The organism is Pedobacter nutrimenti, from assembly GCF_032678445.1.
Taxonomy (GTDB): domain Bacteria; phylum Bacteroidota; class Bacteroidia; order Sphingobacteriales; family Sphingobacteriaceae; genus Pedobacter; species Pedobacter nutrimenti_A.
This window is the reverse complement of the sequence record NZ_JAVTSQ010000014.1, coordinates 111212-137390: the sequence shown is the minus strand read 5'-3', so window position 1 is coordinate 137390 and position 26179 is coordinate 111212. Positions and strand designations below refer to the sequence as shown.

Below are 26179 nucleotides of genomic sequence, written 5' to 3'. Positions count from 1 at the left end.
AAAAATAACAAGAAAATTACGTTAATTATTTCAATTGGGATTATTGGCACTCCGTTTGATTCAGCACAGTCAGTAAATTAAAATCAAATGATGACGACTTCAAAATTCAAAGTAGCAACATTCAGCATCGCCCTAGCCATGAGCGCAATGGCTTTTCAAGGTTGTGACAGCTTAACAAAAACACAAAAAGGTGCAGGTATTGGTGCTGCAGCCGGTGGTGTGCTTGGTGCCATCATTGGTAAAAAAGCAGGTAACACAGCTGTAGGTGCGCTAATTGGTGCCGCTGTAGGTGGTACTGCAGGTGGTTTTATTGGGAAGAGGATGGATAAGCAAGCGGCAGAGATCCAAAATGCGATCCCTAGTGCTGAAGTTATCCGCGAAGGAGAAGGTATCATTGTAAAATTTGACAGTGGAATCTTATTTGATTTTGACAGTTCCAATTTAAAAGATCCGGCTAAAGAAAACATCAAAACGCTGGCGGCTTCTTTAAACCAGTATCCCGGAACCGACATTAAAGTAATTGGTCATACAGATAATAAAGGAACAGAAGCTTATAATATGAGCCTATCTGAGAGAAGAGCTGCAGCAGTTAAAGCTTATGCAGTTGCACAGGGTGTACCTTCTTCCAGATTGATCACTGTAGGAAAAGGTTTTTCTGAGCCGATTGCTGACAATTCAACAGATGCAGGAAGAGCAGCTAACCGTCGTGTAGAGATTGTTATTGTTGCAAATGATCAGCTTAAACAAGAAGCAAAAGCACAAGGAAAATAAAGAATTTACATCTACCTATGTAAAATCAAAAAACCCGTCGTACCATGTACTTCGGGTTTTTTATTTAACTAAATTTCCGGTTTTACACCTCTTCGTTATAGATATCCTCAAAGTAAAAAATGGCCAGTGATTTAAGCAGTAATTCCTGCTCCATCATAGCATAAGAAGGAATAGGCTTGATCAGTTTCCAGTGTGGCCAGCCATCCTGGTCTAATCCCTCCAGTTCATAAAACCCCATTTCGCTCAACAAACGACAGGTTGCGATGTGCATTAATTCTTCTTTTTGCCTTTTACTGTATTTACCAGGTCCTTTTCCAAGTTCCTGCACGCCAATCAGGAATAAAATAACTTTAAGATCCGGAGTATCGGAATCAAACTCCTTCGCTATTTTCTGCTGAAGGACTTTCCACTTTGCATGTATTTCTGCTGGCTTCATAAAGGCAAAGATACAGTTATCGGCTTTGTTTATGACATTAATATTGAAGCAATGGTGTGTGGATTTATTACTTTTATAAAATGGAAAGAGTAATTACAACCGGCCTGCTGGCCTATGGAATGTCGGGAAAAGTATTTCATGCTCCGTTTATAGATGCACATCCTGGATTTAAGCTGTATGCAGTTACCGAAAGACATCAGAAACAAGCAACAACCGATTATCCTGGAGTGATCAGTTATACTACGATTGATGATCTTCTTGATGACCAACAGATAGAGCTTGTTGTGATCAATACCCCTAACTTTACCCATTTTGATTTTGCAAAGAAAGCCCTGCAAAAAGGAAAACATATTTTAGTGGAGAAGCCCTTTGCGGCCACTGCAGCTGAAGCCCAGGAGTTATTTGACCTCGCCAGATCAGTGGATAAAAAGGTTTTTGTTTACCAGAACAGAAGATGGGATAGTGATTTCATCGCCATAAAAAAAGTTCTGGAGGAAGGTACTTTAGGGAAATTAAGCGAAGTTCATTTCCGTTTTGATCGTTACCGTGCTTCCATTGGACCAAAAACATTTAAAGAGGAACCTATTGCGGCAAGCGGGCTGCAATATGATCTTGGTCCGCATCTGCTCGATCAGGTGATCAGTATCTTTGGAAAACCACTCCATTTTCATAAAGTTCTGGGAAAAAACCGTGTAAACACACAGGTAGATGATTTTTTCAGTATACACCTGAGCTATCCGGACAGTGTAAACGTTTTTGTACATGCCAATATGCTCGTTACAGATATTCAGCCAGCCTTTGTGATACATGGCACAAAAGGCAGTTTAATCAAATACCGGGCTGATGTGCAGGAAGAACAACTACTGAAAGGAATTAAACCTACAGAAGAAACTTATGGTGCTGAAGAAAAAGGTAAAGAAGCTCTATTGACCGTCCTGAATGCAGAAGGACAAAAAGAACAAGTTTATATTCCATCGGAAAAGGGCAATTATCTCCCTTTGTTTGAAGCGGTTTATGATGCGCTCACCAAAGGAAAGCCTTATCCTGTTGAAGAAAGTCAAATTCTTACCCAAATCACTATACTAGAGTCTTAAGATGAGTTCAATTTGGATATTAATCCCCATAGCGGGCTTGGTTATATACCTGATCTTAAGAAAAAAACCAGCCAAAGCACCCGCTTCCTTAAGCCCGGAAGAGAAAACAATTTTACAGGAACACGTAGCATTTTACCAGCATCTGGATGCCAAGCACAAGCTCAAATTTGAAACCAAAATCGGAGACTTTCTAAACCGGATTAAAGTGGAAGGGATTGGCGTTGATATTACGGCTCTGGATCGCCTCCTTATTGCATCAAGTGCAGTCATCCCAATCTTTGGATTTGACGGATGGCAATACCGGAACCTGACCAATGTGGTTCTGTACCCGGATACCTTTAACAAAGACTTCGAGTTTGAAGGCGGGGCAAGAAATATACTCGGCATGGTGGGTACGGGCTACATGAATGGCCAGATGGTTTTATCCAGATCGGCTTTACGTGCTGGTTTCTCGGCCGATGCCGGAGATGAAAATACAGGGATTCACGAATTTGTCCACCTGCTGGATAAGTCTGATGGGGCAACAGATGGCGTACCTGAAAATCTGCTGAAACATGAATATACCATTCCATGGTTAAAGATGGTCCATCAGGAAATGCACAGAATTGAAGCTGGAAAATCCGACATCAATCCTTATGCAATCACCAATGAGGCTGAATTTTTAGCTGTTGTATCAGAGTATTTCTTTGAGAAGCCAGATAAATTTAAAAGCAGGCACCCTGAGCTCTATCAGATTCTTTCTGAAATGTTCTCCCAGCAACCTGCAATTGAAAAGGACTTATAAGCTGCCCAACAGGGCAATCAGGAATTCTGTAGGTACTTCCAGGTGAGGAATGTGCCCACAGGCTTCAAATTCTATCAGTTTTGCCCCCGGGATCTTAGCTGCAGTTTGCTTACCCAATACCTTGTATTGTCCATGAAGGACTTGCTGTTCCGGGCTAAGCAGGCCTTTGCCTACGATGGTTTTATCTTCTTTCCCGATAAACAATACTGTAGGAACTTTTAGATAAGGGAACTCATAGACAACCGGCTGTTCATAGATCATGGTAAAAGTCATTGCGGCAACCTTAGCCCAGCGGGGAAAATCAGTACTATAACCCACCCCTGCGGCTATCCGCACCAGTTCTTCATACTCCGGTTTCCAAAGGGTAAAATAGGATGTCTGGTAATATTTCCGGACAGATTCTGCTGTAGCTTTTAGTTCTGTTTTATACTGCTCTTCTGTATTTACATAAGGAATGAATTCCCTGTAATCCTCCAGGCCAATCGGATTTTCCAACAGAAGCTTTTCTACGTTCTGGGGATAAAGCAAGGCGTACCTGGTGGCCAGCATCCCGCCCATAGAATGGCCCAGAATACTTGCTTTCTGAATACCCAGGCTATCTAAAAGCATTTTATTCCATCGTGCCATCTGGTGAAAACTATAGTGAATAAAAGGTTTTGAAGACTTCCCAAAGCCAATCTGATCCGGAACAATCACCCGGAAGCCCCGATCTGTTAGTGCCTTGATGACATTTGTCCAATAATAGCCGCCGAAGTTCTTGCCGTGAAAAAGCACAACAGTCCTGCCGTTCGCCCTCTGCTGTGGAACAATATCCATATAGGCCATTCTCAAATCCTGTCCTTCTGTTTGGACGCCAAAGTATTTTACCGGGTAGGCATATTTAACATTTTCAAGGGTAATGGAGAGTGTATCGGTTTTCTGGGCAGATACGCCGGTATAAGAAGCAAAAATGATCAGGATAAAAAGGTATATTTTTTTCGGCATGGTAGTGGTTTTTACTGAAAACAAATCGCAGATAGCGAAAGTTCTAAATATAGAATTTTTTTAGAATTTGCATTCCAGTCCCACAAAAATAAGACATAATCAAAAAGGCCGCCTCTTTCGAAACGGCCTTTTTAAGATTTACTTTTTCAATGTAAAAGGGATATTTACCCCAAAGGTAATGTTGCGCCCCTGGTTATAAATACCAAGTGTTGGATCTTCGTCACTCAATCTACCCGGCTTAAAACGGCTCAGGTGGTCATAATAAGCTTTATCCAACAAGTTCTTACCTGCCACATACAAGGTAATCTCCTGGTTTTTGCTCAACTTTAAAGTGGTTCCCACAGAGGCATTCAACAAAGTATAACCAGATGTCGGGGTTTCAAAGCTGTCTATTTTAGTTTGTTTGAAGAAATTATCTATTCCAACAGAAATATACGAATGAGAAGTTCCTGCAATATTGGGCTCAAACCGGAGTTCATTACGCAAAGTAGCCGCCGGAATAAAAGGCAAAGATCCTTTTGTCGTACGGTTGGTGGCACGGGTGTAAGAAAAACTGTTGTCAAAATGGATATAATGCACCGGATGCAGTGTTAAAGAAGCTTCTATACCTCTAAGAAAAGCATTATCCTGTACAAAATCATATACTGGATATTCTCTGCCCTCTACTGTTTTTGTCTGCCCGTTGGTATTGTAATAAATATAATTGTTGATATAATTCGCAAAACCACCCAGGCTTGCATTTAAGTACTGGTTCTCATAATCGAATGAAGCATCAAACTGGAAACTTTGCTCTGGCTTCAGATTCGGATTTCCAACCTCATATCGGAATACCCCTTCGTGAACACCATTGGAAGAAAGTTCAGCTATATTAGGGGCCCTAAAAGCACTTCCTGCATTCGCTTTAAAACTAAAAGCATCATTAAATTCATGGGTATAGCCCAATGCTCCGGTCACATGTGAGAATTTATTGGTAAAGGCATTAAAGTCTGTTTCATCGCTGTGAAACTCCTTGCCTGTCATCTTCCTGTAGTCAAATCTTGCTCCCGCATTAAAGGTATCATTGTCCCAGGTTTTTTTGATGAAGACAAAACCTCCAAAAGCCTGGCTGTCAAAATCAGGAACCAGTTGTTCCAGTCCAGTCGTATTTATGCTGTGCATAAACTCTCCCGAAATACCGGCAACAGGTGCCCAGCCATTAAATTCTTTAAAGGAGTATTTCAGGTCGTAGCTGTAGGTATAACTGTTCAGAAATAAAGAAGGACCCTCGTTTGGCGCACCAAGCTCTCTGCGCAGGTTATGCTGATAACCTAAGGTAGCTTTTAAGCTCCCGTCGCCTAAAAGAAGATTACTGTTCAGCGCTATTTTATAATGACGCACATCCTGCTTAGGGTAAGCCAGCGCTCTGTCTTTATTCTGGGCATCTGTAAAAGGATTCCCGTCTTCATCGACCAATTGTCCTGCATCATTTCTTACCGGATCATAGAAACCAATATTGGTCCGGAAGCTGGAAGCATCCAGATGGGCATATCCCCATTTTTTATTCAGGCCGATCTGCCCTTCAAAGTTGGTTTCGTTGTAACCTGAATTGGGTACATATTCCGTTGGCGTTTTATAAGAATAAGCATTTTTATAAGAGCCTCTTGCCCTGTACACAAACCCATTCTCGTTACCCTGAAGCATTAAAGAGCTACCAGTAAGTCCGTTGTTTGTCGCATAATTAGATAGAAATTCTCCTTTTAATGTTCCCTCCGGCGCAGGAAGGGCATCCAGGATATTGATCACACCACCTAAAGCATCAGAGCCGTACATTAAACTCGCCGGTCCTTTTAGCACCTCTACCCGATCTGCGCTATACTGATCAATCTCTATTCCATGCTCATCCCCCCATTGTTGTCCCTGTTGTTTTACACCATCGCTCAAGGTAACGACACGGTTATAACTTAACCCGCGGATAACGGGTTTGGATATACCTGGCCCGGTGGTGATCTGAGATACACCTGGTGTCCTGGAAATGGCATCAATCAGGTTAGTAGAAGGATGATATAAAAGATCTGCCTTACTTACAGAAGAGATAGTTGTACTGTTCTTTTTATTGTCAGAGCTGTTGGCTGATCCGGTAATGACCACTTCCTTTCCTTCGATCACGCTGGGTTTCAACCGAAACTCGGTGGCACCTGCATTTCCAAAGTCTATGGTTTGCGTAATGGTTTGATATCCGACATAACGGATCTGGATCAGAAAATGACCGTGTGCAGGGATATTTTTAAGAATAAAGGCTCCCGATTCATTGGTCACTGCAGAGACGCGCAGATCAGGAATCGTAATCATTGCTCCGGGAAGTGGCTGTTTGGTATCTGCGTCGATTACTTTTCCCTGGAATTGTGTAAGTTCCACGGCAAAAGCCGCCGTAGTAAACAGTGTATATAATAGTACAGCTAACAAGAGTTGTATCTTTTTCATCAGTATATAATTTAATTTTTAATTGTTATGAAGCTATCATAAGCATATTCATTGCTGTTTGTAAGCGGTATGCTTATGATGGTTTCATCAGTATATAATTTAATTTTAATGGTGATGAAGCGATCATATGTTCCCTGATCCTGCGTCGTTAGATTTGACGTAGTGCAGCACATGATGTTCCATCAGATAATTTCCTAACCACAAAGCAGACATAAAATATGAAGGCTCCTATTGTGTGTTCTAAATTTAGTTTATGCAGGTTTGTTCCCATCGAACATGGAAATAACAAGCTCCTTTCAAGCCATAAATACAGGAAACATGTGAATACATAATTTCCATTCATAACATGAAAAATTTAAGCTACAGGAGGTCCGCGAAGGGAAGAATCTATAAGTTCAGTATAAGAACTACTGATTAAGGGGTCTGTTTTTGATAAAGACTTTAAGGTCAAAAACACCTGAAAATGACTGGTGGTAGCCACAAAGTCCTTTTCAAAATGTGCAGCACAAATTAAGCAGGTTTCAGAATGACTGCTGATGTGCAGCTTATGGGTACAATTCTTTTCCTGGGTAAGATGGACTTCATCTTCATGATCATGCAAAGCACTCCAGGGTGTCAGGGCAATAGAAAACACCATCAGCATCAGGACTGATAGAATTCTGTTGATATGTTGACGCTGCTTTCTCAATTTCCTGAAACAAAAGTAATCAATCCTTATGATTAAATCTATTCCTCAAAGTAACATTGCCTTGATATGACGACGATAAAGATCAATCCTAACTTGCAGAAGTCGTTTTTATTACAATAGGATGATGCATAAACCCCTGTAATCCATAGATAAACAAACCATAATACGCAATTTTACGTTATATCAAGTAAAAGAATCAACATGGCAACAGCTCAGCAAATTAAAAACGCCTATATGGATTATGTGCTTACGCACGATGAGAAGCCCAAATCGGTATACAGTTTTGTGAAGAAACTTAAAATCAGTGAGTCTGAATTTTATGAATTCTATGCTTCATTTGAAAGCATAGAAAAAACAGCCTGGGTAGAATTAACTGTGGAAACCATTGATACCATAGAGCAACAGGAAATCTGGTCACAATACTCTTCCCGGGATAAATTGCTTTCTTTTTTCTATAGTTATATTGAGGTACTGAAAAAGCACAGGAGTTTCATTATTTATAGTTTGAAACAGTCTGGAAATAGATTTTCAACACCTGAAGTACTCTCTGGCACCAAACCAATTTTTGAAAATTTCGCAGAGAATATCATCAATGAAGGCTTAGATTCCGGAGAACTGGCCGATAGAAAATTCCTGAGCAAACGTTATAAAGATGCGCTTTGGATTCAGTTTGCCTTTATTGTAAATTTCTGGGTAAATGATGATTCCGCCGGTTTTGAAAAGACCGACGAGGCTATTGAGAAAGGAATTAACGTAACATTTGATCTCTTTCAACGTTCCCCTCTCGACAACCTGTTTGAATACGGAAAATTTTTATCCCGGAACGGAAATTTCAAAGAAAAGATGAGGTTCTAAGCATGCGGGAACAGAAAACCATTCCAACCTCCAAAACAGAACGATCGGCGAAGTTTGTGAAAACAGGCATCCAGATTGGCGGTAATTATATTAAACATTACTCCAAAAAACTGTTCAACCCTGGTCTTAGCCGGGAGGAGCTTAATGAAGACAATGCAACAGACATCTATAATTCCTTAAGTGAACTTAAAGGAAGTGCTTTAAAAATTGCACAGATGCTCAGCATGGACAAAAACATGCTGCCAAAATCCTATATAGATAAATTCACGCAGTCTCAATACAATGCACCCCCACTTTCGGGCCCGCTCATTGTGAGGACTTTTTCGAAGAATTTCGGCAAAACGCCAGAACAGATCTATGACCGGTTCAACCTTGTTTCCAGTAATGCCGCCTCTATAGGACAGGTGCATGAAGCCGCATTAAATGGAAAAAAACTTGCGGTCAAGATCCAGTATCCCGGTGTTGGCGACAGCATTTCTTCTGATCTTAAACTGGTGAAACCATTTGCCTTTCGCCTCCTGGGCATGGACGAGAAAGACCTCAACATCTATATAAAAGAAGTAGAAGAACGTTTACTGGAAGAAACGGATTATGAACTCGAGATCAAACGTTCTCTTCAGTTTTCCAGGGCCTGTAAAGACCTCAAGAATATTGTTTTCCCAGATTACTATCCTGAATTATCGGGAAAAAGAATCATCACTATGGATTGGATTGAAGGTCTGCACCTTCGTGAATTTCTAAAGACAAACCCAAGTGCTGAACTTAGAAACAAAATTGGACAAGCCCTCTGGGATTTCTATAATTTCCAGCAACATGAACTTCGTGCCGTTCATGCAGATCCTCATCCAGGTAATTTTTTAATTACGCCCGACGAAAAACTAGGTGTAATAGACTTTGGCTGTATCAAGGAAATTCCAGACGATTTTTACAAGCCCTTTTTCTCCCTGATCTCTGATGACGTGACCACAGACAAAACCAGGACAATAAAAGCCTTCAGAGAATTGGACATGATACACGATAAGGATTCTGATGCTCAGGTCGAATTTTATTATACGGCCTATAAGGAAATGATCGAGCTTTTCGCCAGGCCTTACCGCAGTAAAACATTTGATTTCAGCCAACCGGATTTTTTTGAACAGTTGTACCACTATGGAGAAAAGATTTCAAAAATGCCGGAGTTTAAACAAGCCAGAGGGGTCAAACATTTTATTTATATCAACCGGACAAATTTTGGCCTCTACACCATTTTGCATGAATTAAAGGCAATCGTTAAAACAGACACCTATAAGCCTCATGTTTAGAGAATCTGCTGAAACATTTTTTATAGTTTTTCCAGCAGAAATATCGCCTATGTCATAAATACGCTCCTATTCTTGAATTTTTGTCTATTAATTTACAAAAACCCCTAAACATTAATTTTCAATTGTATATTTGTATGTCCCTAATGAGCAAACAACTTGGCAAAAGAATCTAAATTGTACAAAAATATTCTGGTAATAGAAGATAATCATGCCATTTTGGATGTGATTACACTTATTTTGCAAAGTGAGGCCTATAAAGTTACAGGGCTAAACAAAAGTGCGGATATGCTTGTACATATCGAAGGATTTAAACCAGATTTGATCATCCTGGACATTATGCTTCCTGATGGTGACGGCCGGGTTTTACTTCAGGAATTAAGATCTGACGACAAGACAAAGGACATTCCTGTGTTAATGATTTCTGCGAGATATACAGAAGAAAATATCCAGCATGGCACACATAAGCCTAATGGCTTTTTAGCCAAACCATTCGACATCGACGATCTGCTGGACAGGATTGAAGGAATTCTTGCAGGGAAAATCTACAATTAAGCTCCCTTTTTATTCAGGCTCTGCATCAGCTGTTCATAAAGATCATCGCTTGTAGCGGCTTTAGGCTCCAGCTTTTTAACTGTGGCACGTTTCCCCTTAGCTTTTGCTTTAATGATTTTTAGTAGCTCCTGGGTGTATTCATCTTTAAAATTCTTAATATCAAAAGCAGAGGTATATTGTTTAATTAAAGCCAGACCAACATCAAGTTCTTTTTTATTAATCGTATTGATAGGCGGGATCTTCATTTCCTCTGCAGTTCGGATTTCTTCCTGGAACCGGATCTTTGTAACCACAATGATTTCATCGAGTGGATGGATAACGCATAAATTTTCAGTACTTCTTAAAACAAATCTGGCTATTCCTGCCTTTTTTGACTGGATCAGTGCTTTCAACAACAATGCATAGGCCTTTTTCCCCTGTGCTTCCGGCTCTGCATAATAGGATGTTTCATAATAGATCGGATTGATTTCCTCTATATCGACAAAATTCTCCAGTTCAATCATTTTGGTCTTCTCCGGGCTGGCATCTTCAAAATCCTGTTCATCCAGAATCACATACTGATCTTTCAGCAGGTATCCTTTCACAATCTTATCGTAAGGCACCTCTTTACGCGTACGTTCATTGATTCGCTGAAATTTGATGTGGGCATGATCTTTACTGTCCAGCATATCCAGATCGAGATGACTGTTCTGTACAGCAGAAAAAAGCCTCACGGGAATATTAACTAAGCCAAATCCAATGGATCCTTTCCAAATTGCTCTCATAATTTGCACATTAAACCTTTAGGTAACAACAGTGCTATAGAATTGTTTTACAGGCAGAAACAGGTAATTTATCAAATCTTATCCCTAAATTAGTAGAACGATAAACGCCTGGATATGAAACTCACTCCCGTTTTAATCTTCCTGTTCATGAATACAGCAAGCTTCGCCCAGTTAAAACCAGTTACCTACAATGATGGCAAACAAGTGCTCCATGGTCTGGCCATTAAACCTGTTAAAGAAAATAAAGGTGGGGTATTGATTCTACCCGCCTGGAAAGGCATTGACGAAAGTTCAAAGAATGTTGCCGAGCGACTGTCCAATCTCGGGTATTATGCATTCATTGCAGACATCTATGGAGAGGGTAATTATCCCAAAGACAGTAAGGAAGCCGGAGAAAGATCTTCCTATTATAAAAAGAATTATGGTGAATACCGTCAAAGGATCAGCCTGGCCTGGCAGGAATTGTTGAAAACCGGTGCAGACCCGGCCAAGATCGTTGTAATAGGTTATTGTTTCGGAGGAACAGGAGCCCTGGAGGCAGCAAGAACAAATCTACCGGTAAAAGGCGTGGTGTCTTTTCATGGTGGACTAGCCAGAGATGCTTCAAGAGAAATTGTCCCCATCAAACCAAAAGTATTGATCTGTCATGGGGCAGACGACCCTTCTATGCCACAAGCCCAGGTACAAGCCTTTCAGCAGGAAATGAGAGATGCAAAAGCCGATTGGCAAATGATCTTTTATTCCAATGCCGTACATGCCTTCACAGACAAAAGTGCAGGAAATGACAATGCGAAGGGTGCGGCCTATAACGAGCTTGCAGATAAACGCTCCTGGCAACACTTCATGGATTTCCTTCACGAAGTATTGACCAAATAGCTTTTAGTCCTTCAGCCGGCTTATAATATCCTCCACGGTGTGTTTCTGCTGCTCACCACTGTGCATATCTTTTAAAGTCAGTGCTCCGCTTTGCATTTCATCGCTTCCGATCAAAATCACAAAGGGGATATTCTTTGCATCAGCATAACTCATTTGTTTTTTCAGTTTTGCTGAGGAAGGGTACAGCTCTGCAGCAATCCCTGCTTCACGTAAAGTTTGCAAAACCGGCAAGGCATATCTTTCTGCTTCCTGATCAAAATTACTGATCAATACTTTAGTCCCTGTTACTACAGAGTCTGGAAAAAGGTTGAGTTCAGCAAGCACGTCATAAATACGATCTGCACCAAAGGATATTCCTGCACCAGTAAGCCCTTTAAGTCCAAACATCCCGGTTAAGTCATCGTATCTTCCGCCTCCGCCTATACTTCCCATAGCCACCTCGTTGGTTTTCACTTCAAAAATACAGCCTGTATAATAGTTTAATCCACGCGCAAGGGTAATATCCAGTTCCAGATCCGGTTGTTTTCCAGATTTACCGATAAGTGCCTTCACATAATCGAATACTACCTCTATCTCTTCTATTCCTTTTAACCCTGTCTCAGAAGTCGCGAGAACGGTTTTCAAGGTCTGAAGTTTAGAGCTATTGGAACCTTCCAGAAGAATGACTGGTTTCAGCTGATCAATATCCGCTGTAGTAAAGCCTCTCTCCATGAGTTCTTTCGTTACCCCTTCGAAACCAATCTTGTCCAGTTTATCGATGGCAACTGTCATATCAATAATCAATTCAGGCTTTCCGATAATCTCTGCAATACCGGAGAGAATCTTACGGTTGTTGATCTTAATGGTAAAATCTTTCAATCCCAGATCGCTTAAGGCTTCCTGGTAAATCAGTACAAACTCCGCTTCATTAAGCAAGCTTTCTGATCCCACCACGTCCACATCACATTGATAAAATTCCCTGTAACGTCCCTTCTGCGGACGGTCTGCACGCCAAACCGGTTGCACTTGAAAACGTTTAAAAGGTAAAGCAATTTCATTCTGGTGCATCACCACATAGCGTGCGAAAGGAACAGTAAGATCATAACGCAGCGCTTTCTCACTTAAAGAGGAAGTCACCGCATTCGAATTCTTTACCGCCAAAAGATCAGGATTTACCTTCGAAAGAAAATCACCGCTGTTTAAAATCTTAAAAATGAGTTTATCTCCTTCATCTCCATATTTCCCTGTCAGGGTCGACAGATTTTCCATAGAAGGTGTCTGGATCTCTGCATATCCGTATTTCCTAAATACTTTTTTAATCGTATCGAAGATGTGATTGCGTTTAATCATTTCCAGTGGAGAAAAGTCCCGGGTTCCTTTAGCTAAAGATGGTTTGATGTTTGACATGGGCGCAAAAGTACAAAAAGTAACAGGCATAAAAAAAGGTTGTCTGCTTTATGGGCAGACAACCTTCCTATTTTATTTACGGTTTAAACCAATAACCTGATTGGCTCTTCCAATAATCCTTTAAGGGTTTGTAAGAAAGCAGCGCCTGTTGCACCATCAACCACACGGTGATCGCAACCTAAGCTCAGTTTCATTACGTTACCCGGTACAACGGCTCCGTTTTTAACAACCGGAATTTGTTGGATAGCCCCTACAGATAAAATTGCACCGTCAGGTGAGTTGATGATTGATGTAAATTCATCAATACCAAACATACCCAGGTTAGAAACCGTGAAAGTAGAACCTTCCCAATCTGCCGGTTGTAATTTTTTAGCTTTCGCTTTCTGTCCGTATTCCTTAACTTCTGCAGAGATATGAGATAATGATTTACCATCAGCAAAGCGAACTACAGGAACCAGTAAACCATCTTCCACAGCCATTGCTACACCAATATTGGTATGCTCGTTGAAGCGGATTTTATCTCCAAGCCAAGAAGAGTTAACTGCTGGATGTTGTTTTAACGCAACAGCAACAGCTTTAATGATGATATCATTAAAAGAAACCTTCACTGGAGCAACGGTATTGATAGCGGTACGTGCAGCTATTGCATTGTCCATATCAATACTAATATTCAAATAGAAATGTGGAGCGGTAAATAAGCTTTCTGCCAAACGTTTTGCAATTACTTTACGCATTTGCGACACCGGTTTCTCCGTGAATTTCACTTCACCAACATAAGCAGGAATAACAGGAGCAGCTTTCTCTGCAGCCGGAGCTGAAGAAGGTGCTGTACTTGCTGATGCTGCAGCCGGTTTAAAGTTTTCAATATCTTTTTTAATGATCCTTCCGCCGTCAGCACTACCTGCAACTTGTGACAGGTCAATACCCTTTTCTTTAGCGATCCTTTTAGCTAAAGGAGAAGCTTTTACTCTTCCTCCATCAGCTGTTACGGCTTCAGGAGCAGCCGACGCCTCTGCTGTATTCGCTTTTTCAGCTACCGGTGCATCAGATTTTTGATCTGCAGCTACAGCCGGAGCAGTACCCTGACTTAAAATACCACTGATGTCCGTTCCTTCAGGACCAACAATAGCGATAATACCATTTACTTTAGCGGCCTGGCCTTTTTCAACACCAATATGCAATAGCGTACCTTCAGCATAACCCATCACCTCCATAGTCGCCTTATCGGTTTCTACATCAGCCAGAATATCATCTTCTTTTACTTTATCACCTACTTTTTTATGCCATTCTGCGATAACACCTTCTGTCATGGTATCACTCAGTAAAGGCATACGAACAACCGTTACACCTTGTTTGGCAAGCTCTGCTTCAGATAATCCTGAAGAAGCTTTATTTTCTGCAGGTGCCGCAGGAGTTTCCTCTGTTTTAGCTTCTGCAGCTGGAGCCGCTGCAGGAGAACCTGCACCCTCTGCTTCCAGGGCAGCTTTATAGTCTTCGCCTTCTTTACCAACCACAGCGATAACTGCGTCTACAGGAACGGCTTTACCCTCTTCTACACCAATGTACAGAACAGTTCCATCCCAGTAGGATTCTAAATCCATGGTCGCCTTATCGGTTTCCACTTCGGCCATTACATCGCCGCTCTTAACTTTATCTCCAACTTTTTTATGCCACTTTGCCATTACCCCTTCGGTCATGGTATCACTCATTTTGGGCATTCTAACTATTTCAGCCATTCTATAATATCAATGAAATCCGTTAAAAATTAATCTAGTACGTATGGATAGTCCTTTTGAACATAAATATCAGAATACAATTCTGATGCTTCTGGCCATGGAGACTCTTCTGCAAATTTCACAGAGTTATCTACAATTTGTTTTACCTTCTGCTCTATTTCCTCAATCCAGGCCTGGTCAGCATACTTTTCTTTAAGAATAGCGTCTTTAACCGATTCGATAGGATCTTTAGCTTTATATTCTTCTAATTCATCTTTAGTGCGATATTTAGCTGGATCAGACATGGAGTGGCCTCTGTATCTGTAAGTTCTCATTTCCAGGAAGGTTGGTCCTTCACCAGATCTTGCACGCTGAATAGCCTCGTCCATTGCATTGTGAACAGCAATCGGATCCATCCCGTCAACCGGAGCACATGGCATATCAAATCCTAAACCAATTTTGTAAATGTCAGTCATATTTGTAGTACGCTCAACTGAAGTACCCATAGCGTAAAAATTGTTCTCGCAAACAAATACCACAGGAAGTTTCCAAAGCATTGCCATGTTGAATGCTTCGTTCAAAGCACCCTGACGAACTGCGCCGTCACCCATGTAGCAAATATTTACATTATTTGTGCCTTTATATTTTTCTGCAAAAGCAATACCTGCGCCCAAAGGGATCTGACCACCAACAATACCATGACCACCGTAAAAATGGTGTTCTTTACTAAAAATGTGCATAGAGCCACCTTTTCCTTTTGAACAACCAGTAGCTTTACCATACATTTCTGCCATGATACTATCTGCACTTACGCCCAATGCAAGTGCATGAGCATGATCGCGATAAGTCGTAATCATTGAATCACCTTGTTTCATAGCAGAAATAGCTCCTGCTACAACAGCTTCCTGACCGATATATAAATGACAAAAACCACGGATTTTTTGTTGTCCGTAAAGTTGACCAGTTTTTTCTTCGAACTTGCGCATTAGCAACATCGACTCAAACCACTTCAAATAGGTATCTTTATTAATTTCTACTGCACTCATTTTGGGTGTTGATTTTTTTACGAGAGCAAATCTACTTTTTTATTGCAATATATCGAAGAAATCGAATGTAATTTCAACACTAAGGTTACACAACCTCTATATATTTTCCAACAAATAGATCTAATTTTTTTTAAGTCAGCTTAGCTTTCCACACTAAAAAAAACTTTTTGCACAAAAAATGTGGATAACTTTTAAATTTGTTTCGATGACATTTGGATAACATTTGTAAAAAGCATAGTTTTGACAACCTAACAATAAGCCCTGGTGGTGTACGTTTAAGTGTAAGTGCCTTTTACCCAAACTTAACAGTATAACATGATAAAAAAGTTTTTACTTTCATCTCTAATTGTTTTGTGCAGTATCACATTCGTATCCGCACAATCAAAGACAAAAGAAACTAACAAACTCGAGGATCCTGACAATTTAGCTTCACAATATTTCTCCCAGGTTATGGGTGTCGCTGTGGACGCAACCTCCAATATCAAACTCTATAAATTTATCTACGAATGGATCGGAACTCCTTACCGGTTTGGCGGGAATACAAAGAAAGGCATTGATTGTTCCGCTTTTACCAAAGCCATTTACGATAAAGTTTTCAACACTACGATCTTAAGAAACTCCAGAGATATATTCAGTATGGTCAATCCTCTTCCAAAGGATGAACTTCGGGAAGGCGATCTGGTTTTCTTTAAAATAAAGAGCAACAGCATTACCCATATCGGAATATATCTGGGCGATAACCGTTTTGCTCATGCATCTTCTTCAAGAGGTGTGGTGATCAGTAACCTGAATGAACCTTATTATTCCCGTTATTTTTACAAGGGTGGCAGGATACTGGATTCTGTTAAAAAGGATCTAATAGAAGAATAACAAGAATTAAACGAATACAGAATCCTCCTGAGCACTTAGGGGGATTTTTTTATGAACTACCCCTATGAAAACATCCCAGTACGCTTTGCTAAGCCTATTGATCTTTCCTGCCCTGATGAGTTGCCTTGGTAATAATGTTGCCGCGGAGCATTCTTCAGTTGTTCAGGATACCCTGCCAAAAAAGACTATTAAAGATACCATATCCATTACTGCAGTTGGCGATATTATGCTGGGCTCTGCCTATCCCAATAAACTGGGTCTGCCACCCGATGATGCCGTTAACAGCTTCCAGCAAGTAAAGGAGGATCTGCATGGAGATGTTATTTTTGGAAACCTGGAGGGCTGTTTTCTAAATCAGGGGAAATCTACCAAATGTAGTGACACCAGTGGAAACAGCTGTTTTGCTTTTAGAATGCCTGAAAGGTATGCAGGTATCTACAAAGCTGCCGGTTTTAATCTCCTGAGTGTAGCCAACAACCATGTCGGCGATTTTGGTGCCGCAGGCAGAAAAAAAACAGCTGCGATCCTGGATTCTCTTCAGATTAACTATGCCGGGCTCACCTCTCATCCATTTGCCCTTTTTGAAAAGGACAGTGTAAAATATGCATTCTGCGCATTTGCACCTAATGAGAACACTGTCTCCATTAATAAAATAGACAGCGCCAAAGCACTGGTCGCCAGGTTAAAATCACAGGCAGACATTGTTATTGTTTCCTTTCATGGCGGTGGCGAGGGCGCTAAGTTTGAGCATGTACCACGGAGAAACGAAATCTTTTATAAGGAAAACCGGGGAAATGTGTATGCTTTTGCCCATGCCGTGATTGATGCTGGTGCTGATGTTGTTTTAGGTCAGGGGCCTCATGTAACCCGCGCGGTCGAGGTGTACAAGAACAAATTCATTGCCTACAGTCTTGGAAATTTCTGTACCTATGGTATGTTCAGTTTAAAAGGTCCGAATGGCTTTGCTCCCTTATTGCAGCTAAAGATCAACGCAAAAGGTGATTTCCTTTGCGCAGACGTCATTTCCGTGAAGCAAGACCGGATCAACCGTCTCACCAGGGATGAGAACGCTACAGCCTTTAAAAAAATGGCTGCGCTAACAGATGCTGATTTCCCTGGTCATGGCTTGCGTTTTGAAAACGGACAAATTCTTTTGAAATCGGATTTGGATAAGGTTCCTGTGGAGTAAAAATTTCACCTGCTCTTTTCGCGCTACATATTCTCGCTGAAGGGCTCGAACACGTCAGGCGCTCTCCGAGCAGGTAAAATTTTTCTGGGAGCTGAGTCTATCCCGAGTATAGGAAAAGCTCAAAAATCTCTTTTTGTTTATTTGAAGGCTGCCTATTTACCACGAAATCCGGTTAGGCGCCATACTGAAAAAAAGAAGGTGTAAGGGAGAAGGCCTTTTAAGGTTTGCGGGCTTTTTCTGCCCGCCTAAGCTTAAGCAGCCTTCGAGTTTACCCTTCTTTTTTTCACACCAGGAAGGCCAAAAAAAAGCCCGGCTATTCAAAACAGCCGGGCTTTTCAAAAACAACAAAATCCTACCAAACACCTACACGATTTGCAGGCGCAACGTACATTTTCGCTGTTGCAGGAATATTAAATGCTTTATAGAATGGCTCCATGCTATACACAGGTCCATTAACCCTGAACATTTCAGGAGAATGCGGATCTGTTTTTAAACGGACACGCATAGACTCATCCCTGCTCTTAATCCGCCATACCTGAGCAAAGCTTAAGAAGAAACGCTGATCCGGCGTAAAACCATCAACCTTCTTATCACTTTTGCCCTGCGACGTTAATTTGAAAGCCTCATAAGCAATAGCCAAACCACCAATATCGGCCAGGTTTTCACCCAGGGTCAATTCACCATTAACATGCTGTTTGTCTAGCAAAGTAAAGCCGTTATACAAGTCTGTAACCTTTTTCGCCTTGTCCTTAAATTTAGTGGCATCACCAGCCGTCCACCAATCTTTCAGATTTCCGTCCTTATCATATTGTCTTCCCTGATCATCAAAACCATGTGTCATTTCATGCCCGATTACCGCACCAATGGCACCGTAGTTAATGGCATCATCCGCTCCAAAATCAAAGAAAGGAAATTGAAGAATTCCAGCCGGGAAAACGATCTCATTGATCGAAGGATTGTAATAGGCATTCACCGTTGGCGGCGTCATTCCCCATTCTGTTTTATCCACTGGCTTGCCCAGCTTATTTATCATTTCATTATAAGCATGTTTATCGGCAGACTGCAGGTTCGCATAATAATTGTCTTTGGTGATATTCACATCATCATATTTCTTCCATTTATCCGGATATCCGATCTTTTTGATAAAAGCCTGCAGCTTATCAACTGCTTTCTGTTTTGTTGCCGGGCTCATCCAATCCAGCTTTTCGATTCTGGATTTATAAACCTTTTGCAAATTGTCAACCAGTTCCAGCATTCTTTTTTTCGCTTCAGGCGTAAAATGCTCCTTTACATAAAGCTGGCCCAACAATTCACCAATATTTCCATCTGTGCTGCTTACAATAGCTTTCCAGCGTTCTTTTGGTTCCTTTAAGCCCTGTATGGTCTTTCCAAAGAATTCAAACCTTGCCGTACGAAAATCCTTACTTAAGGCAGGTGTTGCGCTGTTGATGGCGTCAAATTTCAATTTCTCTTTCCATACCTCTATTGGCTGGGATTTCAATAAATTATTCAGTGCCTGGTAATATTTAGGCTGCCCAACCAGGATGGTATCTGTTTTGAGTTCCATTTTACCCAATAAAGTTTTCCAGTCCATATCCGGAGTGAGCTTCTGAAAATCCGCAACATAATATTTATTGTAGTTTTTCTGAGGATCGCGCAGTTCTACCGGGGTAGAATGGGAATTGGCAATGCTGGTTTCCAGCTTAAGTACGTTATCTGCATATTTCGCCGCCTCTTCCTTAGCCGATCCGGTAAGGACGAACAACTGTGTCATGTATTTTAAAAACTCTGCCCTGATCTTTTTGGTCTGTGCATCATTATTAAAATAATAACTCCGCTCTGGCAAAGTAGTACCAGACTGAGAAAAGTTCACCGCATTTTTTGTGCTGATCTTATCATCTGGCCCAACATAAAACCCAAACAGATCGCCATTTCCGTCTTTGTAACCTTCCGCTACAAAATTGAGAACGTCTTTATAATCCTTAAGGGCATCGATTTTAGCCAGCAAGGGTTTTAATGGAGTATAGCTTAATTTTTCAATAGCAAGGGTATCCATACCGCTGGCGTAGAAATCGCCAACCTTTTGCTCCAGACTACCCTTAGGGTGCTCTTCCTTAGAGGCATTGATCAGAATCTCGTCCAGGCTTTTAATGTTGTCATTGTACAAGGTATAAAATGAGCCCCAGCCAGTCTCTGTTTTCGGAATCTGTGTCTTTTTCATCCACTGTCCGTTTGCATACAGGAAGAAATTGTCACCAGGATTAACCGTAGTGTCCATTCCTGATTTATCAAAGAATTCTGTCCGGACCTCCTTGCCTGCCGCGCTGCCTTTGTCTTTGTTCTGACATGCGGCAAGGAGGGCGAGTCCCGCTAATGATAAACTTAATTTTGTTTTCATATTTATAATCTTAGTTAATTTAAAGCATTATTGCATTCAAAAGGTGCTCATCCAACCTTCTGCTGCAAAGAACTCAGAAACCTGTTTGGTCTAATTTCAGAATAAAACTAAGAAAACAGGTACACAAATCAGAATATTTATCCCAGTTAAACAGTTAATTTCCTAACTTCAAGAAAAAAAACTATGGATTACTTTCTTTATACCATTCTGATTATTGCTCTCATTGTGGCCCTAAGTTCTTTCGTAACCGTTAGACAGGGGACCATTGCCGTTGTTACTGTATTTGGAAAATACAGACGCCAGCTCCGTCCAGGCCTGAATTTTAAATGGCCCCTGATCGAAATCATTCACTCCAGGATCTCTATACAGAACCGCTCAGTAGAACTCTCTTTCCAGGCCGTTACCCAAGATCAGGCCAACGTTTATTTTAAAGCCATGCTGCTTTATTCTGTCCTGGACCACGAAGAAGAAACCATCAAAAATGTCGCCTTTAAATTTGTGGATGCGACGAATTTAATGCAAGCGCTGATCCGTACAATTGAAGGTTCCATCCGTGCTTATGTGGCTACACAAAAGCAAGCAAATGTTTTGGCGCAGCGGAATGAGATCGTAGAGCATGTAAAACAACAGATCGACAAAGTTTTAGAGTCCTGGGGGTATCACCTGCAAGATCTGCAACTCAATGACATTACTTTCGACGAGGAAATCATGAGGTCAATGAGCAGGGTTGTGGCCTCCAACAACCTGAAGGCAGCAGCAGAAAACGAAGGGCAAGCACTTTTAATTACCAAGACAAAAGGCGCAGAAGCTGATGGTAACGCGATAAAGATCGCAGCAGCAGCAGAAAGAGAAGCCGCTCAGCTTCGCGGACAAGGTATTGCTTTGTTCAGGGCTGAGGTTGCACACGGTATGACTAAAGCCGCTCAGGAAATGGAGCAGGCCAATCTGGATATCTCCGTTATCCTGTTTACAATGTGGACAGAGTCCATTAAACATTTTGCAGAGAACAGCCAGGGAAATACCATCTTTCTTGATGGATCTACAGATGCGATGAACAAAACGATGAAAGAACTGATGTCGGTTCAGATGCAGAAACTTTCTGACAAAAAATAACAAAGCATTTTTACAAAAGAAAGGGGCTCTTAAAATTTTAAGAGCCCCTTTCTTTTTTTATTTTAGAATACTATTTATTCATCTGCATCAGATCTGCCATTACTTTAAGGCTTTCATTCTCTACAAAATCAAAGCTGTCTTCCTTGGTAATTTTATCTCCCTTCTTAATCGGAGGCAAGCCTCTCGATGCCCTTAGTTCATTGGTTTTAGCCAATGCCTTTGCTTCAAGACTATCGCGTTCTACTTTTAATTTGTTTTCATTAAGGGTTACAGAAACCTCATTGTCTCTTTTCTTCATATCCGCAATATCCTGCTGAAGAACCTTATAGTACAGTGAATTTGCCATACGCTGCTCATGCTGTTTAACCAACACCGGTCTTACCGCCGAAAGATCCTGAACAGCCGTGAAGTTAGAGCGGTTAACCACATCCCATGGCAAAGCAGAAGGCTCTGTATCCTCTCCAATCTTGTCCATTGGATATACAGAAGGGAAAATAATGTCTGGCATTACACCTTTATGTTGTGTGCTGCTTCCTGTAACCCGGTAAAACTTGGCCATGGTTAAGTTGATCTGTCCTAACTGAGGGGGCGTAGAGCCCGTACCCGCAGCACCAACAGAACCCTCCTTACTAATCAGTGCAGCTAACCTTTGCAAAATAGATGGATTGACCAATTTATTCAGGTCAATAGAAGATTGTACCGTACCCTTACCATAGGTCTGTGTACCCATGATGATACCACGGCCATAATCCTGGATTGCTCCAGAAAAGATTTCCGATGCAGAAGCACTCAATCTATCCACCATTACCCCAAACGGACCATCCCAGGCCACAGCCGGATTGGTCGATTCGTTGACATCAACTTTACCCCTTAAGTCTTTAACCTGCACTACAGGCCCCTTTCCAATGAACAAGCCAGTCAGGTCAATGGCCTCCAGTAAGGAACCACCACCATTTGCTCTCAGGTCCATTACAATCGCATCAACCTTGTCTTTATTTTTTAAAGTATCAATCAGCAACTTCACGTCACGTGTCGTACTCTTATAATTCGGGTCTCCGGCGTTCGCGGCTTTAAAGTCAGCATAAAATGCCGGTACTTTGATAATTCCAATTTTATAAGTCTTACCATTGGATTCAATGGTTTTAACCTGTTTTTTAGCAGACTGGTCTTCCAGAATAATTTTCTCTCTAACCAGTTCAATGATCACAGGTTTAGAAGACAACTCATGTCCGGAAGGAATGATTTTTAGTCTTACCTTGGTCCCTTTAGGTCCCTTTATTTTAGAAACCGAGTTCTCAATTCTCCATCCGATGATGTCTTCAAACTCACCACCCGCCTGAGCCACACCAATGATTTTATCTCCCGCACTGAGCAATTTGCTTTTAAAAGCAGGTCCACCGGGAATAATCTCATCAATTTTAAGCACCTCATTTTCCAGCTTCAGCCGCGCTCCGATACCTTCAAACGAGCGTGCCATTTCTTCATTAAAGGCTTGTGCATTAGAAGGATTAAAATAATTAGTATGTGGATCAATAGTCTCCGTAAAAGCATCCATGATGGTTTGGAACACATCCTGGTTGTTAATTTTTGAGATCTGGGATTTTAAATTCTGATATCTTTTGGTTAGGGTCTCTGCATTTTTTGCCTCAGTTGTACCGGCAATCTGCAAATTCACCAATTCATATTTAACTCTCTTTTTCCAGATATCATTCAGCACGGTTGCAGACGCAGGCCAAGGCATTTTCTCCCGGTCATATACATAAGTATCGTTCTCGTTAAAATCATACTTCCCTTTTACCTGGGCAAGTGAATAGTTGATCCACTCGTTATACCGTTTCAGGTATACATTAAAGATATAAAAAGGAGCACTCAGGTCCCCGTTTCTGAAATCATCATCCAGCGTATTTCTGTACTGCTCAAAGTTTTTAATATCTGAAGCCAGAAAATAGTTCCTCGAGCCATCCAAAGCCTTTATGTATTTATCCAGGATGAGAGATGAAATAGAATCGTTCAGCTTAATTTTTTTGTAGTTATAGTTTTCAATCAGCGCCACCACTTCCTTGCAAACCAGCCCCTGCTGTTCAGCTGGCGTGATGTTAGGCGTTCCATCCACCCGCGGCTGTTGTCTCGGTGCCGCCTGACAGGCCAGCACAGCAGCAGTGAAGGTCACCATTAATATTCTTTTCAACATCTCTTTAAATAATTTAAAATCCATTTTGTAAATCAACAACCAATATGATACCAATTTCTGAAATAAACAAAAAAGAGACAGTAATAATACTGTCTCTTTTTTGTAAACTTAAAAAAACTTATTTAATTCTCCTTATTTCCTTAGAATTAACCTTTTCAGAGATTAAATTCTTGGTGCTTTTAATTTGTGCATTAAACTGGTTAACCTTTACAGAACGTGCAAATAATTCTGCCTTGACTATATCCTTCGATGCGAGTTTATATTCCTTCTTTTTAACCTTTACAAGGGCAATTCCAAGCATTGAATCGATATAAGAAGGATTATTGTTCAGCTGTCTTGCCAGCATCCCCTGCTGGGTATAGAACCATAAAGATTGTGTCAGTTTATTCGCAGCGAAGTAGATTTTTCCAAGCTGATTATAAGAATCCATTTGCCCTTTTCTATTTCCAATCCTACTGTAATTTTTTAGTGCAACATTAAGAACAACCTGTTCTGCTTCCGTATAATGTTCCATGATGAGGTGGATATTACTCAATCTCAGCAAAGCTGATCCATAAGCTACAAATTCCCGGGCATTGTTGTATTCAAAAGCGGCTTTACCAAATAAAGTCATGGCTTCATTAAACTCGCCTTTTTTCTCGTTTTTCTCCGCCTCGGCAAAATAATTATCTCCATCTTCCTCATCTGATTTGGAAACCGCGATATTAATTGCACCTCCGCCCGGAACCTGATCTGGTGCCAGCAGCGTACTGGTTTGTGCTATCGCACCGGAAGCTGTAAGCAAAAAGAATAAGGACAGGACATATCTATACATTTTGCAAAGATATCATTTTTTAGTTAAACACCTGTAAATTAACATCAAAAGACGCCCAAACCATATAAGAATGAGAATCCTGATGATAAACCTCTCCTGTAGAAGTAATACCAATAATTCCAGCAAAACCATCAAACTCTTTCAGTTCTGAAAAAGACTTTTCCGCAGCCGATTGTAAAGAAAATCCATCGGTTACCCGGGTTACAATTTTACACGCTAATGCCGTACTTACTATATCCTCGCCTACTCCGGTACACGAGATTCCGGCATGCGGATTGGCAAAATTGCCCGCAACCGTTGCCGAATCACTAACCCGGCATGGAATTTCAAAACCTTTTCCGCCTGTAGAGGTTGCCGCTGCCAGGTTTCCATGTCGATCCAACGCGACACAGCCAACCGTTCCTTTTCTACCCTGTTCACTTCGCTTTGCTTCATATTCAGCTCTGCGTTGTTCTGTAACCGGATCAAAATAGCCGAACCCATTTTTCCTGGCAAAATCAAGAGCTCCCTCACCACTCAATACCCGATCATCCTCATTCAATAATTTTGCGGAGACCCGAACCGGATGCTCCACGTCTTCTATATTAATCACACCACTAAAACGTTGTGTCCTTCCGTCCATAACAGAAGCGCTCAATCTGACTTTGCCATCACTTTGGATCTGAGACCCAAGACCTGCGTTAAAAAGAGGATCACTTTCCAACAGACTCACCGCAAAGACCACCGTTTCCAGCGCCGTGTGTTCCTGCAAAAAGGTATAAGATTTTGTCACAATTGCAGACAATGCCTCCTGCTTGGCCTTTTTCGTCTCCTGGTTTGTAGCCGATTCACTAAAAAATCCGCCATGTATAATAATCTTCATTACTGAGTTGCAACAGTTTTAGGATGATGGATCGTCAGTGCATGAGTGGTCAGGTCATAAACGTCCCCATCACACATCACATGTACCACCATATTATTAATAGACACAGGTTGTCCCATTTCCACATCTGTCAGATTGGTGTCGGTCATATGTCTTCCATCAACCAGGATCACCATACCCGAACCAATGGCTTCCATGGTATGCCCTTCAGAGATGTAAAGTCCGGTATCTTCGCCGAGACCAATACCAAGAATACCCGGGTTACTGGCTGCAGCATACAACAGCCTGCCAATCCTCCCTCTTTGTACAAAATGCGTATCTACAATGACCCCATCAATAAATCCAAGACCTCCGGTGATCTTCACTTCTCCCTTTAAAAGAGCGTCTTTACTGCTGCCCTGATAAATCATATTCTTTGAACTTGCAGCCGCTCCGGCAGATGTTCCCGAAATGACCACTGCTTCGTTCTGGTATTTATCCAGCAAAATATCATGAAAACTTGTTCCTCCAAAAATAGAAGACAAACGCAACTGATCCCCGCCTGTAAAAATCACTGCGTCAGCAGCCTTAATCCGCGCGCAGTTTCCTGCGTCATTGGCCTGTTCCCGGTTACTGATGTTGAGTACCCCAACATTGTGAACATCCAATTGGGCGAAGGCTTTTATATATTCCTCTCCAACTTTCTCGGGGATCAAAGACGCCGTAGTTATGATTTCAAATCTCGATTCTGTGTTTTTTAAAGACTCTATCGTAATTCGCTTTAATATACCCCGCTCAAAAAAATTCATATTCTGAGGCAGGCCAAATTCTGTTTCTGTAAAACTGCCCGTATTTATTGCGCCACCAATAATTATTAATTTCCCTTTTGGAGCCATTTTTTCCTTTTAAGTCCCTATTGTTCCAAATATATACCCATTCGGGAAATAATTAAGTTTTTTTTATCAAAAAGCTTCCATTATTTCCTTTTCAACAGCTAAAAGAAATTCGAATATTTTATTAATTTTATAGACGATAACGGTTGCTCGTTTTA

The 26179-nt window shown here is 41.2% G+C and carries 23 protein-coding genes; 10 read left to right on the top strand and 13 right to left on the bottom strand.

Annotation, left to right across the window (positions count from 1 at the left end; genetic code table 11):
- Positions 1-90 precede the first annotated feature (90 nt).
- Positions 91-771, top strand: a complete 681-nt coding sequence (locus R2S08_RS23925) for an OmpA family protein (protein WP_316837540.1) — start codon at positions 91-93, stop codon at positions 769-771.
- Between the two features lie 82 nt (positions 772-853).
- Here the strand turns inward: R2S08_RS23925 and R2S08_RS23920 are convergent, their stop codons facing one another.
- Entirely contained in the window at positions 854-1207 is a 354-nt protein-coding gene (locus tag R2S08_RS23920) for a hypothetical protein (RefSeq protein WP_133783706.1), read from the bottom strand.
- Positions 1208-1287: 80 nt separating this feature from the next.
- Here R2S08_RS23920 and R2S08_RS23915 point away from each other — a divergent pair, with 80 nt between their 5' ends.
- Together R2S08_RS23915 and R2S08_RS23910 are read left to right on the top strand one after the other, a co-directional pair.
- The gene (locus R2S08_RS23915) at positions 1288-2301 is read left to right on the top strand and encodes a Gfo/Idh/MocA family oxidoreductase (protein WP_316837500.1); all 1014 of its coding nucleotides are present in this window, start codon (positions 1288-1290) and stop codon (positions 2299-2301) included.
- Between the two features lies 1 nt (position 2302).
- On the top strand, positions 2303-3085 hold the full coding sequence (locus R2S08_RS23910) for a zinc-dependent peptidase (RefSeq protein WP_316837499.1): 783 nt from the start codon (positions 2303-2305) through the stop codon (positions 3083-3085).
- Here the strand turns inward: R2S08_RS23910 and R2S08_RS23905 are convergent.
- The 3 genes from R2S08_RS23905 to R2S08_RS23895 all read right to left on the bottom strand — a co-directional run bounded on the left by R2S08_RS23905 (position 3080) and on the right by R2S08_RS23895 (position 7217).
- Positions 3080-4069: an alpha/beta hydrolase gene (locus tag R2S08_RS23905; RefSeq protein ID WP_316837498.1), complete on the bottom strand. Its 990-nt coding sequence runs from the start codon at positions 4067-4069 to the stop codon at positions 3080-3082. The genes R2S08_RS23910 and R2S08_RS23905 overlap by 6 nt on opposite strands.
- A gap of 138 nt (positions 4070-4207) precedes the next feature.
- On the bottom strand, positions 4208-6529 hold the full coding sequence (locus R2S08_RS23900; RefSeq protein WP_316837497.1) for a TonB-dependent receptor: 2322 nt from the start codon (positions 6527-6529) through the stop codon (positions 4208-4210).
- Between the two features lie 355 nt (positions 6530-6884).
- Positions 6885-7217, bottom strand: a complete 333-nt coding sequence (locus tag R2S08_RS23895) for a hypothetical protein (RefSeq protein ID WP_316837496.1) — start codon at positions 7215-7217, stop codon at positions 6885-6887.
- Positions 7218-7418: 201 nt separating this feature from the next.
- Between R2S08_RS23895 and R2S08_RS23890 the strand changes: the two genes are divergently transcribed.
- The 3 genes from R2S08_RS23890 to R2S08_RS23880 all read left to right on the top strand — a co-directional run bounded on the left by R2S08_RS23890 (position 7419) and on the right by R2S08_RS23880 (position 9925).
- Positions 7419-8072, top strand: coding sequence for a TetR family transcriptional regulator C-terminal domain-containing protein (locus tag R2S08_RS23890; RefSeq protein ID WP_133783719.1), 654 nt, complete (start codon positions 7419-7421; stop codon positions 8070-8072).
- Between the two features lie 2 nt (positions 8073-8074).
- Positions 8075-9373, top strand: coding sequence for an AarF/ABC1/UbiB kinase family protein (locus R2S08_RS23885; RefSeq protein WP_316837495.1), 1299 nt, complete (start codon positions 8075-8077; stop codon positions 9371-9373).
- Between the two features lie 156 nt (positions 9374-9529).
- Positions 9530-9925, top strand: coding sequence for a response regulator transcription factor (locus tag R2S08_RS23880; protein ID WP_108552941.1), 396 nt, complete (start codon positions 9530-9532; stop codon positions 9923-9925).
- Here the strand turns inward: R2S08_RS23880 and R2S08_RS23875 are convergent.
- Positions 9922-10689, bottom strand: coding sequence for a Ku protein (locus R2S08_RS23875; RefSeq protein ID WP_316837494.1), 768 nt, complete (start codon positions 10687-10689; stop codon positions 9922-9924). The genes R2S08_RS23880 and R2S08_RS23875 overlap by 4 nt on opposite strands.
- 114 nt (positions 10690-10803) lie before the next feature.
- On the opposite strand from R2S08_RS23875, the gene R2S08_RS23870 reads away from it, so the two are divergent.
- Positions 10804-11565 (top strand): dienelactone hydrolase family protein, encoded by a 762-nt coding sequence (locus R2S08_RS23870; RefSeq protein ID WP_316837493.1) that lies wholly within the window; start codon positions 10804-10806, stop codon positions 11563-11565.
- A 3-nt stretch (positions 11566-11568) separates the two neighbouring features.
- Here R2S08_RS23870 and hisS read toward each other — a convergent pair whose 3' ends face one another.
- The 3 genes from hisS to pdhA form a co-directional block, all read right to left on the bottom strand.
- On the bottom strand, positions 11569-12951 hold the full coding sequence (hisS, locus tag R2S08_RS23865) for a histidine--tRNA ligase (protein ID WP_316837539.1): 1383 nt from the start codon (positions 12949-12951) through the stop codon (positions 11569-11571).
- An 83-nt stretch (positions 12952-13034) separates the two neighbouring features.
- Complete coding sequence (locus R2S08_RS23860) at positions 13035-14687, bottom strand: 2-oxo acid dehydrogenase subunit E2 (protein WP_316837492.1); 1653 nt, start codon at positions 14685-14687, stop codon at positions 13035-13037.
- Between the two features lie 29 nt (positions 14688-14716).
- Positions 14717-15712 (bottom strand): pyruvate dehydrogenase (acetyl-transferring) E1 component subunit alpha, encoded by a 996-nt coding sequence (gene pdhA, locus R2S08_RS23855; RefSeq protein WP_133783733.1) that lies wholly within the window; start codon positions 15710-15712, stop codon positions 14717-14719.
- Between the two features lie 315 nt (positions 15713-16027).
- Between pdhA and R2S08_RS23850 the strand changes: the two genes are divergently transcribed.
- Together R2S08_RS23850 and R2S08_RS23845 are read left to right on the top strand one after the other, a co-directional pair.
- Positions 16028-16582, top strand: a complete 555-nt coding sequence (locus R2S08_RS23850) for a C40 family peptidase (protein WP_199076866.1) — start codon at positions 16028-16030, stop codon at positions 16580-16582.
- A gap of 64 nt (positions 16583-16646) precedes the next feature.
- Positions 16647-17771 carry a CapA family protein gene (locus R2S08_RS23845; RefSeq protein WP_316837491.1) on the top strand — a complete coding sequence of 375 codons (1125 nt, stop codon included), beginning with the start codon at positions 16647-16649 and terminating at the stop codon, positions 17769-17771.
- A gap of 352 nt (positions 17772-18123) precedes the next feature.
- On the opposite strand, the gene R2S08_RS23840 is transcribed toward R2S08_RS23845, so the two are convergent.
- Positions 18124-20169 (bottom strand): M13 family metallopeptidase, encoded by a 2046-nt coding sequence (locus R2S08_RS23840; RefSeq protein WP_316837490.1) that lies wholly within the window; start codon positions 20167-20169, stop codon positions 18124-18126.
- 183 nt (positions 20170-20352) lie between these two features.
- Here R2S08_RS23840 and R2S08_RS23835 point away from each other — a divergent pair, with 183 nt between their 5' ends.
- Positions 20353-21282 carry an SPFH domain-containing protein gene (locus tag R2S08_RS23835; RefSeq protein ID WP_108554793.1) on the top strand — a complete coding sequence of 310 codons (930 nt, stop codon included), beginning with the start codon at positions 20353-20355 and terminating at the stop codon, positions 21280-21282.
- A 70-nt stretch (positions 21283-21352) separates the two neighbouring features.
- Here the strand turns inward: R2S08_RS23835 and R2S08_RS23830 are convergent, their stop codons facing one another.
- The 4 genes from R2S08_RS23830 to R2S08_RS23815 all read right to left on the bottom strand — a co-directional run bounded on the left by R2S08_RS23830 (position 21353) and on the right by R2S08_RS23815 (position 26024).
- Positions 21353-23497 (bottom strand): carboxy terminal-processing peptidase, encoded by a 2145-nt coding sequence (locus tag R2S08_RS23830; RefSeq protein ID WP_316837489.1) that lies wholly within the window; start codon positions 23495-23497, stop codon positions 21353-21355.
- A 94-nt stretch (positions 23498-23591) separates the two neighbouring features.
- Complete coding sequence (locus R2S08_RS23825) at positions 23592-24287, bottom strand: hypothetical protein (RefSeq protein WP_316837488.1); 696 nt, start codon at positions 24285-24287, stop codon at positions 23592-23594.
- Positions 24288-24306: 19 nt separating this feature from the next.
- A complete protein-coding gene (locus R2S08_RS23820) occupies positions 24307-25149 on the bottom strand; it encodes an isoaspartyl peptidase/L-asparaginase (RefSeq protein WP_316837487.1) in 843 nt (280 codons plus the stop codon).
- The gene (locus R2S08_RS23815) at positions 25149-26024 is read right to left on the bottom strand and encodes a cyanophycinase (protein WP_316837486.1); all 876 of its coding nucleotides are present in this window, start codon (positions 26022-26024) and stop codon (positions 25149-25151) included. The genes R2S08_RS23820 and R2S08_RS23815 overlap by 1 nt, the downstream gene beginning before the upstream one ends.
- Positions 26025-26179: the final 155 nt, after the last annotated feature.